The sequence below is a fragment of the Actinomadura formosensis genome (assembly GCF_050948385.1).
Lineage (GTDB): Bacteria > Actinomycetota > Actinomycetes > Streptosporangiales > Streptosporangiaceae > Spirillospora > Spirillospora formosensis.
The window spans coordinates 5,657,288-5,670,953 of the sequence record NZ_CP192011.1; the positions used below are offsets into that span (position 1 = coordinate 5,657,288).

The window sequence follows — 13,666 nt, forward strand, 5'->3', positions numbered from 1 at the left end:
ACTCCCCAGGCCCGCATAAACACCGCACGCCGCACCTCGCTCCAAGGTGCGGCGTGCTGCGGCCCGGCGGGCACCGGTCTGGGTCAGAGGTCGAACACACCCCGCTTGATCTGCGCAACCAAGGCGGACCACACGTCCAGCTCCAGGGTCAGGACGCCGCCCTCCGGAGCCTTGGAGTCCCGCACGGCACTCACACTCCCGAGCAACGCCACCTCTACACATTCGCCACCCGAGCTGCCGCTGTGGGAGCTCTTGCGCCACGTGACGCGAGTCGTGCCATCCAGCTTCACCCGCGACTCTGCATGTGGGCGATCGGTTTCGCGTCTGGGCTCGATCAAGGGCATAGACCTACTCCTCACCTCTTCCGCTTGCACCGTCCTTCAAGCAGGGTCGCATAACGCCGCGCGCCGCACCTCGATGCGAGGTGCGGCGCGCGGCGGACCGGCAATCACCGGCTCGGGCTCAAAGGTCGTACGTGCCTCGCTTGATCTGCGACACCAATGAGGCCCACACATCCCGTTCCAACCCCAAGTAGCCACCCTCCGGGTTCTTAGAGTCACGCACAGCCCTGTGGTCACCGAGCTCGGCGACCTCTACACAGTCACCACCCGTGCTGCCGCTGTGGGAACTCTTCCGCCAGATGGCGCGAGATAGACCACTGTCTTCCATCAGCTCAGCCTTTCTACTCATTCCAGCTCCGCAGCAACCTTTTCAATCATGGCAATCGAGTCGCGGGGACTCAACGCCTGAGCTCGCAAGGAGTCAAATGCCAGCCTATGAGTCTCAACCTCGGGCACCTTGTCCATGAGCAGCATCCCCGCCCGATTCTCGACGTAGACGTACTCCGACACTGCGGCCTCCCCCAGATCCAGAGTGAGCAAGGTGAACGAGCCGCACGTCCCGGGATGGGCGCCGATCGAGAAGGGCAGGACCTGCAACTTGATGTTGCGTTGACGGGCTCGGGTTGCAAGGACGCTCAGCTGCTCGGCCATAACCTCGGAGCCGCCTACGGCCCGACGTAGGACGGCCTCGTCAAGCACGACCCAGTACTGGAGGGGAGCGTCTCCGCTCAGAATTGTCTGACGGGCGAGACGAGCTTCCACGCGGGCCTGGATCTCCTCGTCCGAAGGCGGACGAGGCTCGACGGACAAGACCGCGCGAGCGTACTCCGCAGTTTGAAGAAGGCCGGGTACCCACTCACTGACGTAGGCGTGCATCTCCGTGGCCTCAGCCTCAAGGCCGAGGTAGAGCTCGAAGCCGGGGTGCAGGACCTCGCCGTAGCGCTGCCACCAGCCGCGTTGTCGTGCGGCCTTGGCCAGTTCGGTCAGTTGCGCCGTCTCGTCCGGCGTCGCGCCGTACAGCTCCAGGAGCCGTTCGAGGACGCGGGCGGGCACGGAGCTCTGCCCGGTCTCCATTCGGCTGATGGTCGAGTCCGTGCGGGCGATGTGGCGTGCCGCGTCGTCCGCCGTGACGCCGGCTCGGGTCCGCAGGGCGCGGAGCCGGATACCGAGCATGATCCGGCGGACGGTCGGGCTCTCAGGGCGTGGCATGGTGGCTCCTCCTCGCTCGTCGGTCGCCATTCTGCCCTCCCAACCTCACCTTGCGTATCGAAATCAGCACACACAGTCCAATTCGGTCACTTCATATGAGTTTTTCAAACGGGATTGCATCGTAGCGTTGCATGAGCCAGTATCGAGCCGTCCATACAACGTGTGACTCGATGCACACACATCGTGATCATTGAGCGGGGAGGCTCGATGGAGAGCAGGGGTGCGCGGGTGCTGGTGGCCGGTGGGGTGGGGATATGGCAGTTGCCACGGGGGGAGACGGGGCCGGGGGCGGCGCGGCGGCTTCTCCATGAGGCCATGGCGGGGCTCGGGGTGGACCGGGACGTGATCGAGGACGGGAAGCTCGCCGTGTCGGAGACCGCGACCAACGCGCTGCGCCACGGCCGCACGCCGGACGGCCGTCCACCCGTCGCGCCGGAGCTGTGGATCTGGGCGCGCACCGTGCCGGCGCCGCAGCTCATCGTCTCGGTGTTCGACGGTGCACGAACCGATCTCCCGCACAGGTCCGGCGCGGGGCTGCTGGACGAGCACGGCAAGGGTCTCGGCCTGCTCGGCGAGTTCACCGCCGCGTGGGGCTGTGCCTTAACACGGTCCCGGGTCACGGAGACGCCGCTGCCGGGCAAGGCGGTCTGGTTCGCGCTCCCGCTCCCCGACGACTGGCCGGGCCGGACGCTCAAGGTCCACCCCGGTACGGCGGCGCAATGCCTCCTGTCCGCCGTCACGCGGCGGGGCTTCCCCGGCATGCGCACCAGCGACGAGCGCGGCATGTCGGTCGTGGTGCTGCCCGGTCTCAACGTGTGGGTGTACCCGCAGCACTTCTGCTGGCGGGAGGGGCCGGGCCGCTATCTCCGGCGCCCGCACGTCGACCTCCAAGAGACCACCGAACTCATCGTCCGCCACCTGGACGCCATCCCCACCCGCCCCTGCTCCCCCACCCCCTGAGCGCTCCGTCCTCCCGGCGCATCCTGCCTCTGGCGGGCGAAGCAGAAGAGGGGGTCAGGGGGGTTAGGGCGGTGCGGGTGGTCATTAGGGCGAAGCCCAGGAGGTTCTGGCCCTGCCAGGCGGTGACGTCTTCGGCTCGGGGGTCGTCGGCGGCCAGACCCATGCCCCAGACGCGGTCCACGGGGCTTGCCTCCACCAGGACCCGGCCGCGGGTGCCGAGGAGGTAGTCGCGGAGGTCTTTGTTTTGGCCGAACTTCGCCTCATTGCCTCTTGTGACTATCGCCACACGATTGGCCCGCCATGTTCGCTCGTCGAAGTTCCGGACTCGGCGGCCCAGGTCTTTCGCGCGGTTGGGATGGGACGCGGCGATGATGGCGGCGGCCGTTTCCTCGTCGCCGAAGAGGCGGGCTTTCTCGGCCATCATGTAGTGCTCGGCGGTCGCGTAGGCGGTGCCGTCGAGGGTGAAGGGGGACGGCCACCACTGGCTGAGGTAGCCGGGACCTGGGGTCCGGTGGCCCCAGAAGAACAGGAACTTCAGGCGGGTGCCCCCGTTCTGGAGGCGGGTCAGCTCGGCTACGTCCATGGGGAAGAAGGGTGCCAGGCGGGCGGGATCGGGGGCCAGTGGGTTTCCCGGGCGGGAATGGTTGATCGATTGGCGGTGTTAAGGGTTGTGCCGCGCGCTCTACGGGGGAGGGACGCGGTCTAGACCATTTTGCGGAAGTGGGCCCGTCGCCGAGAAAATCGCCCAACTGGGCCCCGGCTCGAACTGGGAGGACAGCAGTAACAATGAACGATGCCCTGGCGAACCCCCGTCGCACCAAGATCGTCTCCTGGCCGGAGCCGCGGCCGATGGACGCCGACTCCGAGCACCCCGCGGAGTCCGAGGCCAAGGACGATCTCGCCGTGCGCTGACCGGCCCTCCGGCCGACAGGTCGAAGCCCGTCCGGATCGATCCGGACGGGCTTTTCGCGTCCGGGCTCACAAGCGGGTCGTGTAGAGGCCGTCCTCGGTGGCCGCCAGGAGGGTGCCGTCCGAGGCCAGGGCGAGGTCGTTGACCGGGGCCGGGACCTTGACGCGGCAGTGCGGGCGGGAGGCGGCGGCGTCCCAGGCGAGGAGCACACCGGGCTCGTTCTGGAGGGCGGCGGCGACGAGGAGGCGGCCGTCCGCCGTGGCCGCCGCGACGTGGTCGCAGGGGGCCGGGGCCTCCAGGGTCGCGAGAGGGGCGCCGTCCAGGCCGCGGACGCACAGGCCGGACGGGGCCGGCTGGACGAGGACCAGGCCGTCCGGTGACGGGGCCAGCACCGCGTAGGCGGCGGGCAGGGTGGCGATCTCCTCGCCGCGCTCCACGTCCAGGATGCTGACCGCGGAGTCGCCGGGCAGGCCGATGAGGGGACCCGTGGCGGGGGTGGCGTGCAGGATCCAGCGGTCGATGGCCGAGCCGTGGCCGAGCCAGAGGGTGAACTCGGCCAGGCGGTCGCCGGTGCGGGCGTCCCACACGATCACCTCGGCGTCGTACGCGGGGCCGAAGACGGCGACGACGGCGCCGCGGCCGCGGTGGACGGCCAGGCCGAGCAGGTCGGGCCGGCCGTCCAGCGTCAACTCATCCCCGCTCCCCAGGTCGTGGACGTGGATACGGTCGCGGTGGTCCCAGACGACGGTCGGCGAACCGGCGAGGACGCCGAACGCCCACTCGGCGCGGTCGGTGGGAAAGTCGGGGATCGGCGCGCCCACCGCCGCGCGGGCCGTCAGATCCCAGAGCCGGCCGGTGTTCTCGCCCGGGACGCCTGGGAGGAGAACGCCAGCAGCGCTCCTTCGGCGGTGACGGCGACGCTGTCGAACGGTCCCTGCGCCAGCGGTTCCACCTGCACGCTTTCCGGCATGCGTCGGAGATTAGGCCACCCGGCTGGGATCGTTCCATGCCCTCATCGGAACTCGGCCGCCCTGTGACAATTCCCTTCTTTTTGGTGCTGTAGTGGGGACACGGTCATTAGGGCACCCTCTTCCTGGTGGGCATCGGTGCGGTGCTCACTGTTGGGACTCGGCGGGAGCCGGGGTGACGGTGATGTGCCCCGCCTTCCGTGATGTCACTTTGCTTGACTGCTGTGCCATCGCCCCCACGAGAGAGGCCAGCATGCCGCGCAAGGGCTACCCTCCGGAGTTCCGTCGCAAGGTGCTGGATCTGGTCGAGGCCGGACGTCCCGTCCGTGTCGATGTCGTCGCGGGCGCCGGCGCGTCTGGTCGAGTCCGCGCCGGTAGCCCAGCGGTACTCCTGCGCGTCGGGGTCCCAGATCAGATCGGCGGGGCCCTGTCGCGGTAGGTGACCCGGATGTGCTCCTCCGGGTCGCGCACGTGGGCCGCCAAGATCTGGGGGGGCTGCGGCGCAGCCCGCAGTACAGGGCGTCCAGGGGACCGAACGGGCGGACCAGCAAATCGGTGCTGTTGGTCCTCGGGCGAGCGTCCGCACAGGGCTGGACTCACTGGGTTCGGCGGACGTTCGTGCGGCCTTGAGCGTCTGGCGCAGCAGGCAGGCGGTGACCACCCCGCCTGCCGAGATCATGGTCAGGGCGTAGTGGCCGGGCATTCCGCCGAACACCGTCACCGCGTTGTAGATGGTGCGGCCCGCGATGATCGGCCCGATCCGGCGGCTGCTCTGCCACACACGCAGGGAGAAGACGGCGAACACGATCACCACGATGGCGGGGAGCCCGAAGTACAAGTGCGGGATCACTCGGATCACGCACACCGCGGCGAGCATCTGCCAGTTCGGGCGCCGCGCCGCCGTCATCACCGCGGCGACGAGCGCGAGCAGGGGGACCTCTTCGCGGACACCGGCGGCGAGCGCGCCCGCAGCGAACTCCAGGTCCGAGCCGATCCGCATTGCGGCGGCCTGGTCGCCGGTGCCGTCCGGGCCGGGCAGCGCCGACAGCACGCCGGTCAGGGCGTCGGTGGCCACGTGCCCGCCGATCACGACCGCGCAGCACACGATGGCCCGCGTGCTGGACCCGAGCGAGGGGCGGCCGGGCGGACGGCGGGCACGGATCAGCAGCCAGCCCCCGGCCGCGATCGTGCTGGGGTGGAGAAGATGTCCGGGAGGATGCTCAGATCGATGTCGGCCCCGGCCAACTCGGCGAACTGTGCCAGGGCAGTGCGGTCCCCTCGGTCTCCAACGCGCGTTCCAGCACGGCCTTGACCAGCTCACCGAGCGTGGAGCCCGCACCGGTCAGCCGCAGCCCGCCGTCTTGGTCGCGGGGGCCAGGCCAAAAGCTCGTCCAGCAGCCGGTCATCCACCAACTGCCGGATCGGGCGCCGTGTGCTCTGCTGCTCGGGCTCACTCACCCTCGCCACGGTAGCCGGAAGATCACTTACGTTAGTTGAGGTTGTGCCGTCGACACGGTCAGTCATGGACATGACGTGTGCCCCCTTTTCAGTGGCAGTGACACACGTGCCGATCTACGCCGCCAGCCCAATATGGCAACTAAATGTGACCAATCCATTGCGCGCCGTGCCAAACCTGCAACACATGGACGCCTCAAGTCGGCCATGGGTTCACCCGATCGATCGACAAGTTTTTGTCAATCCCGATAAAAGTCGCGAGTAAAATATTATTTACTGCATTTTACCTTGATCATTAAAATCCAATTGGGTTACCTTTTCGACGCAGGAGCAAGGGAAAGTGCGCGACGACGGGAAATGTATATGCGCAAAACGAAACTCCATGTCCTCGCCATGACGAGTGTGACCATCGGTTCGCTGACAACCAGCCTGGCTATCACACCCTGGGCCGTCGCAGCCCCTTCGCCGGACCTGCTCGTTCAACAGCAGGTCGACGACCAGATCCGCAGCTACGGGGGTATTCAGACTGGCCCCAGTGAAGTGAGCTACAAAGGCGGGGACGTCAAGCTGATCATCGCGAAAAAGCAGGCGGCCGGCACGGCCAACTGCCCGAGCGGTTGGTACTGCTTCTACCAGTACAAAGATTGGGGTGGCCGCAGGCTCCAATTCAAAGACTGCGGAAGCAACCAGTCCCTCACCGATTACGGGTTCGGAAACCTCACCACGTCCTGGCACAACAACTCCAAGAACACCGTTGAGGTCTACGACAAGAGCGTAGATCCGTTCGAGACGCTGTGGCGCGAGTTGCCGCACTCCCATTCTCAGTTCGTCGGAACCCTCGCGGACAACCGAGCAGACTTCTTCTACGCCTACTGCGGAAAGTGACTCATGCGCGGATCCGCGACAGCCGTCCTCACGGCGTTAGCTCTCATGTTCGGTCTCGTTCCCACCGCAGTCGCCTCGCCCACCCCACGGCCCTTCAAGGGCGGGATCAAGGTGTCAGAGGCGACCATGCACTGGCTACACGATGACGGAACCGGCCGAAAACTCCCCGACAAGCCACTGACACCCAAGCAAGTGGAACAGGAAGCCCACCGCAGGGGTACCACCTACACCGCCGACGCTGACAAGTATGCCTCACCGCGTTCACCGCGGAGAGCCGCCGACTACGACTACATTAGTCCGCAGGAATGTCGGGCCAACACGGCCGAATCCGGAAAGCCCGGTGGCTGGGTCAAGAACCACTTCGCCTGGTGCGGGCGACTAGCTATAGGTCACCGGGCCAAGGTCTGTGACCCGCAGAACCAGAATAACTGCCGCATCGATGGCTTGTTCGAAGCCGTCTACACCGTCATCGGCTATGGGGCACACACCCAGGTGGGCGATAAGCCTTCTAAGACCGACCGGTATATCAACTTCGCTATCTGGGTCGACGAGATCAGACTCCGATCCGGGGTCTACCAAAATCCTCAGTCCACGATGGACATGGGGATCCGCTGCATCACCCAGGACGCTCCACGCAACTGCCACTCCAATGGCGCCAATGGCGCCAAGCGCACACTCGACCAGTGGCAGAACCAAAAGGACACATATGTCGAACTGATATCGCCCGGCCTGGAACCGATTCCGGCCAATGGCGAACAGTTTCGTCACGCCGATATCGCGCCGGTCTCCATAGGAGAGACGCCTGGCTACCCACCGTCGACGGGGGAACAGGTGGGCACCAGCATCCGCTTCGACTCGATGTGGTACAACCAGAAGGCGAAACGCGGATCGATCTTCACCGTGGTCGAGCCGTTCCTGCGGTTCAGCCGCGCCGGCAACACCGGTTACAAAGCGGTCGCAGAGCATCTGTGGACTGCCTTGAACCGGCCCCAGGACACCAAACCGCCGTTTACCGATAAGCAGCTCCCCGGGAAGAGCATCGGCAACCCACTGCATCGACTAGTCCCCAGTTATTCCAAGGAGAATGAATCGCGGAGCAACTCCAACAGATATTACGCCAAAGCATGGGGGTGCAACCCCTATTTCCCTGGCTGGAACAGTGCCATCGAGTATCCGCCGGAATACCCGCAGGGGCGTCCGGTCAACGAGTGCGACGAGTATCCGTTCGCCTCAACATATGAGGGGGCCGCGCGGTGGAAGACCGACGGCGCAAAATACAAGAACATGTTTTCTGCCAGGCCTGTGTACTGGCGAGAGAATGGAGCGGCCGGCAACGTGCTCGCAGCCTGGTATGACTGGGACCGTATAGCCGAGAAGGAGGCGTACTACATCAAGGTCGAATAGAGTAGGCCGATCGCGCTGATGCCAGACCAGCCGGGGCGGTGCTCGGTACCCCGCTCCGGCTGGTCTTCGGTCGTCTTCGAAGGAGGAGTTCATGGCGTCGTTGCTCGCTTCCCATGACTGGCTGGTACAGCCTTGGTACTCCCAGGTGACGATCACCGGTGCTGATTCACTAGCAGACCGAAACCTGACGGCCGAACCGCGGTCCTCCAGCGCCTGCGAGGGAACAACGCTGGCGATCTTCCCCAGCGGGAGCGATCTGAGGATCCACCTGCGCGCCGAGTCATGGACAGCCGAACCACTCACCGGTGATCCTCGTCTCGATACCGACGCGGTCACCTGGACGCTGCAGGTGCCAGCCGGACAGATCACCGTATCGGACTTTGAAAGCGCCGCCCCCTGTGCGTTCGAACTGCCTGGCCCCGGTCGCTACCAGGTACGGGTCAACGCCTTTCACACCGACACCCGGAAGCTGTACGACGACGCGCTGACACGATCCAGCGACTTCGACGACCCGGTCTTCCAGAACGAAGTCGCCATGCTGACCGGACGAGAGCTGTGGCTGCTGCGTCTCTGGCCGACTGACGGATGAGCCCTATGACCGGTCGACCTCGCTGATAGACAACCCGGATTCATGAATCGCTCGGCACCACGACCCCGACGGGCGGCAGAGCGCGGTGCGCAGCGACTCGGCAAAGCGCGTTGTTGCCGGCCAGCAAAGCACGGGGGTTTCACATCTCCGGCCGTCGGTGCGGCCGCCATTCCGGGCTACACCTTGGAGCGACGTCCCGGGCCACATTGCACGGTGTGTCGCCTGGCAAGGGCGCGGTGATGTCGCGGCCAGATACCGCCCCGGACGCGATGTGCGCCGCCGGGCTCGGTGACAAGTCCAGCGAAGCAGACAGGGGTGACTGGGGATTTCGTCGCGCTCGTGCTCGGCGGCCAGCGCGGGCAGGTCCTTGATCGGGAGGGGTAGCGGCCGCGGCGGTCGGCGCCAAGGGTGGCCTGGCTGCCGCCGGCGTGCCGGGCCTGCAACCGGGTCCCGGCCAGGCGCGGCGTGCGCCACCGGCGCGGGTCGTGCCGCGCCGCAGCACGTCTTCGTCGTCCAGGCGCCACTCCTGGTCGAGCCCACGGGTGGTCCGCCCCCGGCTCTTCCGAGGCCACGGACCGGCAACAGGGAGATGCGCCGCAGAGCGCCGGTTAATGCCCACCCGGGAACTGGCCTCGTCGCCGCCGGGTCGTCGCTGCCGCTGTGAGGAGTCGTGTTGTCGCTTGCGCTGCCCCCGCGCACCTGTTCGTCGGGATCGGCTGGGCCGCCGCCGTCCATGCCGTGTGTGTGGTGGACGCCGCCGGGAGGATCGTGGCGAGCTTCACCGTCAAGCACCCGGCCGACGGGATCGCCGGGTTGATCCGCCGGCCGGCCGGGCTGGGTGAGGCGGGAGACATCCCGATCGGGATCGAACGGCCCAGCGGGCGGCTGGTGGACCTGTTGCCGGAGGCCGGGCATCCGGTGGTGCCGGCCTCCCCGAACGCGATCAAGACCTGGCGGGAAGGTGAAGTGCCGGCGGGCGCCAAGTCCGACGCGGCCGACGCCGCGGTGATCGCCGAGTACCTGCGGCTGCGGCAACACCGGCTACGGACCGCCACCCCGTCCTCGGGCCAGACCAAGGCCCTGCGGACTGTGGTGCGCACCCGCGACGACCTGGTCGTGTTGCGGGTCGCGGCCGTCAACCAGCTCGCCGCGCTGCCGGGTGCGCACTGGCCGGGCGCCAAGGCCATCTTCGCCGACAACAGCTGGCACGCCGGCCCCTGGGCCGCCCAGATCTGCAACAACGCCCGCAAGGCAGGCAAGGACCACCCGCACGCCATCCGCGTCCTGGCCCGCGCCTGGATCCGTGTCATCTGGCGCTGCCGGCACGACGGCGCCCCCTAGGGCCCCGCCAAACACGGCGCCGCAGTAGCCCTCAACGAACCCGTCGCCGCCTGAGGTTGGCACAGGGAGTGTCACTGCAGGTCCGCGACGGTGGTCATGCGAGGGAGACGCCGGCCGGGTTCTGCGCCTGATGGACGGTCAGCAGGTGCTTCACCAAGGTCGTCAGGACCTCCTTCCCGGACGCGCGTTCCCGGACGTCGCAGAGCACCACGGGGGTGTGGTCGCCGAGGTCGAGCGCCTCCCGGATCTCCTCGGGGGTGTAGTCGTAGCCGTCGTCGAAGCAGTTGACGGCGATGACGAACGGCAGCCCGCGGTTCTCGAAGTAGTCGACGGCGGGGAAGCAGTCGGCGAGCCGGCGCGTGTCGGCGAGGACGACGGCGCCGAGCGCGCCGAACGACAGCTCGTCCCACATGAACCAGAAGCGGTCCTGGCCGGGCGTGCCGAACAGGTACAGGACGAGGCCGTCGCGGATCGTGATGCGGCCGAAGTCCATCGCGACCGTGGTGGTGGTCTTCTGCTCGACGCCCTCGGTGTCGTCGACGCCGAGGCTCTGGTCGGTGAGCAGTTCCTCGGTCTGCAGGGGCCGGATCTCGCTGACGGCGCCGACCAGCGTCGTCTTGCCGACCCCGAATCCCCCGGCGATGAGGATCTTCACCGCGACCGGGGTCGCCGGGGCGTGTCCCCCGTTCCCCTCGGCGACCGCGTTCTCAGAGGGCTTGGAGACCATGGAGCACTTCTCTCAGCAGACGTTCCTTGGAGAGCGGGCTCTCCTGTTGGGGGCGGGCGGCGGTGATGAGCCGGTGGTGCAGCAGGTCGCCGAGCAGGACGCGCACGACGACCAGGGGAAGTTTCATCCGTGCCGAGATCTCGGCCACCGGCTGCGGCTGCCCGCACATCTCCAGGATGTCGAGATGCTCGGGGCCGATGCCGGGCGTGCCCGCCCGGGGCCGCGCCGCCGTCGTCACGATCGTGATCATGTCGAAGGGCTCGCCGGTCGCGGGCCGGGCGCGCCCGCGGGTGAGCGCGTAGGACCGGACGATCGGGCCCGCCTCGTCATCGAGCCATTCGCTGCCGGAACCGGTCATGGTCCGTCACGATTCCTCGTTGTCGAGGGCATCGGCGCGCCCGCGCCGGGTGCCCTGCTGGATGGACGACATCATCGACCGCAACTCCTCGGGCGACCGGCCGGGACGCGGTTCGGGGGCGGACCTGGGCTCGGCGGCGGGGTCTTCGCGCAGTTGGGACACCATGTTCTCCTGCCGGACGCGTTTCGGCAGCGCCGGCCGCCCGGCCGACCCGGACGCGCCGGCGGGCCGCCGCCGGACCTCCCGCGGCGACCGCGGGATGCCCGGTTTGGGGGGCGGCTCCCGCCGGGCGGGCGGCTCCGGCCGGGCGGCCGATTGCGGCTGGACGGGCGACGGCGGCGCGGGTTCCGCCGGTGCGTCGTCCCAGGGCGACGGCGCGGACCGCGGCGTGGGCGCCGGCCCCTGCAGGGGCTCCTCGAACACCGGGACGGGCCCGGTCCCCACGTCCGGCTCCTCGGTCACGGGCATCGGGACCGGCGCGGGCCGTACGAGCGGTTCCTCCGGCGCGGACGACGCCGCGGCATGCCGTCCCGTCGGAAGCCGCACCACGGAACCGGCCGGGACGAGGGCGTCCTCGGCGCGCCGCGTGGTGAGGGCGGGCGGGCCGCCCGCGGGGGCGCTCTCGTCCGGGACGACGAGGCTCTCCGGCAGCAGGACGATCGCGGTCATGCCCCCGTACGGGGACGTGCGCAGCGTCACCTTGATCCCGTGCCGGCGGGCGAGGCGGGCGACGACGAACAGGCCGAGCTGGGCGCTGTCGGACAGGTCGAACTCGCCGGCGGAGGCGAGCCGCTCGTTGGCGGCGGCGAGGTTCGGCTCCTCCATGCTGAGCCCGCGGTCCTCGACCTCCAGCGTGAAGCCGTGCGCGACGGCCTGCCCGTGCACCTGGACGGTGGTGTGCGGCGGCGAGAACGCGGTGGCGTTCTCGACCAGTTCGGCGAGCAGGTGGATGACGTCGGCGACGGCGGGCCCGACGACCGCGGCACGGGTCATCGGGGCGACGTTGACCCGGGTGTAGTCCTCGACCTCGGACGCGGCGGCGCGGGCGATGTCCACGATGGCGACGGGGCTGCGCCAGCCGCGGCCGGGCGCCTGCCCGGACAGGATGATCAGGCCCTCGGCGTGCCGGCGCATCCGGGTGGCGAGGTGGTCGACGCGGAACAGGTCCTCCAGGTCGTCGGGGGTCTCGATGCGCCGTTCCATCGCGTCCAGCAGCTTGAGCTGGCGGTGCAGCAGCGTCTGGCTGCGGCGCGCGAGGTTGACGAACACGTCGCTGACGTTGCGGCGGAGCGTCGCCTCCTCGACCGCGCCCTGGATCGCGGTGCGCCGGGCGGCGTTGAACGCCTCGCCGACCTGGTGGATCTCGCGGGTGCCGAAGGCGAGCGGCGGCGCCTCGGCGGCCACGTCCACCTCCTCGCCGTGGCGCAGCCGGCGGATCACGCCGGGCAGCCGGACGTCGGCCAGGTCGATCGCCTCGCGGCGCAGCCGGGCCAGCTCGCGGATGACGGACCGGGCGACCCAGATCGCGAGGACGAGGGACGCGGCGACGGCGACCAGGCCGAGCGCGCCCGCGAGGACGACGCGGGTGATGATGCCGTCGGCGATCGGCTCGGCGCGCTTCTCCGCGCCCTCGGACACGTGCAGTTCGAGCCCGCGCAGCCGGGTCAGGTTGGAGTCGGCGGTGGTCTTCCACAGCACCCCGGAGCCGCCGGCGTGCTTGGTGAACCGGGTGGACACCACGAACCGGTCCTCCAGCGTCCGGAACCGGCTGTACTCCGGCATTCCGACAAGGCGCTGGTAGTAGGACTCGTCGGCGGAGCGCAGCTCGGACGCCGCGTACTCGTAGAGGGTGCGCTGCGTCCCGACGAGCTTGACGAACTGGGCGTGCTCGGCGGGCGTCATCGCGCCCGCGGCGAGCGCGCCGGCGAGCAGCGCGTCCTCCTGCGCGAGGACCTCGCGGGCGCGGTGCAGCGACGCCTCGTTGCGGGCGTCCTTGGCGACCTCGGAGTTGTCCAGCGTGGCGAGGGAGCCCTGCAGCACCCCGACGTCCCCGAGCAGGGTCGTGTAGTCGGCGAACGCGCGGCCGCGGTCGAGGGCGCCGGTGTCGATGGCGCGGCGCCTGGCGTCCAGCCCGTCCAGCCCGGTGAGGATCTTGGCGGCGAGTTTGCGGGTGGTCTCGGGCGCGGCCTCGCGTGCGCCCGCGTCCTTCGCGAGCCGGCGGAACAGGGCGGCCTGCCGGTCGGTGACCAGCCGGCCGGACTCCATCGAGGCGCGGTCCCCCTCCGCGCGGCTCCCGAGGTAGACCATCGACAGCCGCCGCTCCGCCTGCAGTGCGCTGCCGAGCGCGCCGGACGGGTATCCGTAGTGCTCCTGGACGGTCTTGACGTGGCGGAGGTTCAGCCCCTCGCCGAGCGCGATGCTCGCGGCGAACGCCCACAGCACGCCGAGGGAGACCACCGAGACGGTGACCATGAGAACGACCTTGAAGCGGATGGACCGGAATCGCGCGGCCTTGGGAG

16 protein-coding genes and 1 pseudogene are annotated in these 13,666 nt (G+C 68.7%); 6 read left to right on the plus strand and 11 right to left on the minus strand.

Features of this window, described 5'->3' with window-relative positions; genetic code table 11:
• Nucleotides 1-83 precede the first annotated feature (83 nt).
• The 3 genes from ACQP1N_RS26540 to ACQP1N_RS26550 form a co-directional block, all read right to left on the minus strand.
• Complete coding sequence (locus ACQP1N_RS26540) at nucleotides 84-344, minus strand: DUF397 domain-containing protein (protein ID WP_433227365.1); 261 nt, start codon at nucleotides 342-344, stop codon at nucleotides 84-86.
• A 118-nt stretch (nucleotides 345-462) separates the two neighbouring features.
• Nucleotides 463-690 carry a DUF397 domain-containing protein gene (locus tag ACQP1N_RS26545; RefSeq protein WP_433227366.1) on the minus strand — a complete coding sequence of 76 codons (228 nt, stop codon included), beginning with the start codon at nucleotides 688-690 and terminating at the stop codon, nucleotides 463-465.
• The gene (locus tag ACQP1N_RS26550) at nucleotides 687-1,580 is read right to left on the minus strand and encodes a helix-turn-helix domain-containing protein (protein ID WP_433227367.1); all 894 of its coding nucleotides are present in this window, start codon (nucleotides 1,578-1,580) and stop codon (nucleotides 687-689) included. Before ACQP1N_RS26550 ends, ACQP1N_RS26545 begins: the two co-directional genes overlap by 4 nt.
• A 177-nt stretch (nucleotides 1,581-1,757) precedes the next feature.
• Here ACQP1N_RS26550 and ACQP1N_RS26555 point away from each other — a divergent pair, with 177 nt between their 5' ends.
• Nucleotides 1,758-2,510, plus strand: coding sequence for an ATP-binding protein (locus ACQP1N_RS26555; protein WP_433227368.1), 753 nt, complete (start codon nucleotides 1,758-1,760; stop codon nucleotides 2,508-2,510).
• Here the strand turns inward: ACQP1N_RS26555 and ACQP1N_RS26560 are convergent.
• Complete coding sequence (locus ACQP1N_RS26560; protein WP_433227369.1) at nucleotides 2,455-3,093, minus strand: NADAR family protein; 639 nt, start codon at nucleotides 3,091-3,093, stop codon at nucleotides 2,455-2,457. The two genes, ACQP1N_RS26555 and ACQP1N_RS26560, sit on opposite strands and share 56 nt — an antisense overlap.
• Before the next feature lie 203 nt (nucleotides 3,094-3,296).
• Between ACQP1N_RS26560 and ACQP1N_RS26565 the strand changes: the two genes are divergently transcribed.
• Entirely contained in the window at nucleotides 3,297-3,422 is a 126-nt protein-coding gene (locus tag ACQP1N_RS26565) for a hypothetical protein (protein WP_255218834.1), read from the plus strand.
• A 66-nt stretch (nucleotides 3,423-3,488) separates the two neighbouring features.
• On the opposite strand, the gene ACQP1N_RS26570 is transcribed toward ACQP1N_RS26565, so the two are convergent.
• The 4 genes and pseudogenes from ACQP1N_RS26570 to ACQP1N_RS26585 form a co-directional block, all read right to left on the minus strand.
• Nucleotides 3,489-4,241 carry a hypothetical protein gene (locus ACQP1N_RS26570; RefSeq protein WP_433227370.1) on the minus strand — a complete coding sequence of 251 codons (753 nt, stop codon included), beginning with the start codon at nucleotides 4,239-4,241 and terminating at the stop codon, nucleotides 3,489-3,491.
• 14 nt (nucleotides 4,242-4,255) lie between these two features.
• Nucleotides 4,256-4,390, minus strand: coding sequence for a hypothetical protein (locus ACQP1N_RS26575; RefSeq protein ID WP_433227371.1), 135 nt, complete (start codon nucleotides 4,388-4,390; stop codon nucleotides 4,256-4,258).
• A gap of 107 nt (nucleotides 4,391-4,497) precedes the next feature.
• Nucleotides 4,498-5,478, minus strand: coding sequence for a hypothetical protein (locus ACQP1N_RS26580; RefSeq protein WP_433227372.1), 981 nt, complete (start codon nucleotides 5,476-5,478; stop codon nucleotides 4,498-4,500).
• 187 nt (nucleotides 5,479-5,665) lie between these two features.
• Nucleotides 5,666-5,855 (minus strand): annotated as a pseudogene (locus tag ACQP1N_RS26585) (hypothetical protein); the annotation flags it as partial.
• A gap of 390 nt (nucleotides 5,856-6,245) precedes the next feature.
• Between ACQP1N_RS26585 and ACQP1N_RS26590 the strand changes: the two are divergent.
• The 4 genes from ACQP1N_RS26590 (at nucleotide 6,246) to ACQP1N_RS26605 (ending at nucleotide 10,062) form a co-directional block, all read left to right on the plus strand.
• Entirely contained in the window at nucleotides 6,246-6,728 is a 483-nt protein-coding gene (locus ACQP1N_RS26590) for a peptidase inhibitor family I36 protein (protein WP_433227373.1), read from the plus strand.
• A 45-nt stretch (nucleotides 6,729-6,773) separates the two neighbouring features.
• On the plus strand, nucleotides 6,774-8,132 hold the full coding sequence (locus ACQP1N_RS26595) for a NucA/NucB deoxyribonuclease domain-containing protein (protein ID WP_433227374.1): 1,359 nt from the start codon (nucleotides 6,774-6,776) through the stop codon (nucleotides 8,130-8,132).
• Between the two features lie 91 nt (nucleotides 8,133-8,223).
• Nucleotides 8,224-8,721 (plus strand): hypothetical protein, encoded by a 498-nt coding sequence (locus tag ACQP1N_RS26600; RefSeq protein ID WP_433227375.1) that lies wholly within the window; start codon nucleotides 8,224-8,226, stop codon nucleotides 8,719-8,721.
• Between the two features lie 747 nt (nucleotides 8,722-9,468).
• On the plus strand, nucleotides 9,469-10,062 hold the full coding sequence (locus tag ACQP1N_RS26605) for an IS110 family transposase (protein WP_433232811.1): 594 nt from the start codon (nucleotides 9,469-9,471) through the stop codon (nucleotides 10,060-10,062).
• Between the two features lie 94 nt (nucleotides 10,063-10,156).
• Here ACQP1N_RS26605 and ACQP1N_RS26610 read toward each other — a convergent pair whose 3' ends face one another.
• From ACQP1N_RS26610 to ACQP1N_RS26620, 3 genes are read right to left on the minus strand one after another with little or no spacing between them, the layout of a single operon-like run.
• The gene (locus tag ACQP1N_RS26610; protein ID WP_131732835.1) at nucleotides 10,157-10,789 is read right to left on the minus strand and encodes a GTP-binding protein; all 633 of its coding nucleotides are present in this window, start codon (nucleotides 10,787-10,789) and stop codon (nucleotides 10,157-10,159) included.
• Entirely contained in the window at nucleotides 10,770-11,147 is a 378-nt protein-coding gene (locus ACQP1N_RS26615) for a DUF742 domain-containing protein (RefSeq protein ID WP_067808211.1), read from the minus strand. Before ACQP1N_RS26615 ends, ACQP1N_RS26610 begins: the two co-directional genes overlap by 20 nt.
• 6 nt (nucleotides 11,148-11,153) lie before the next feature.
• Nucleotides 11,154-13,619 carry a sensor histidine kinase gene (locus ACQP1N_RS26620; RefSeq protein ID WP_433227376.1) on the minus strand — a complete coding sequence of 822 codons (2,466 nt, stop codon included), beginning with the start codon at nucleotides 13,617-13,619 and terminating at the stop codon, nucleotides 11,154-11,156.
• Between the last annotated feature and the right edge of the window lie 47 nt (nucleotides 13,620-13,666).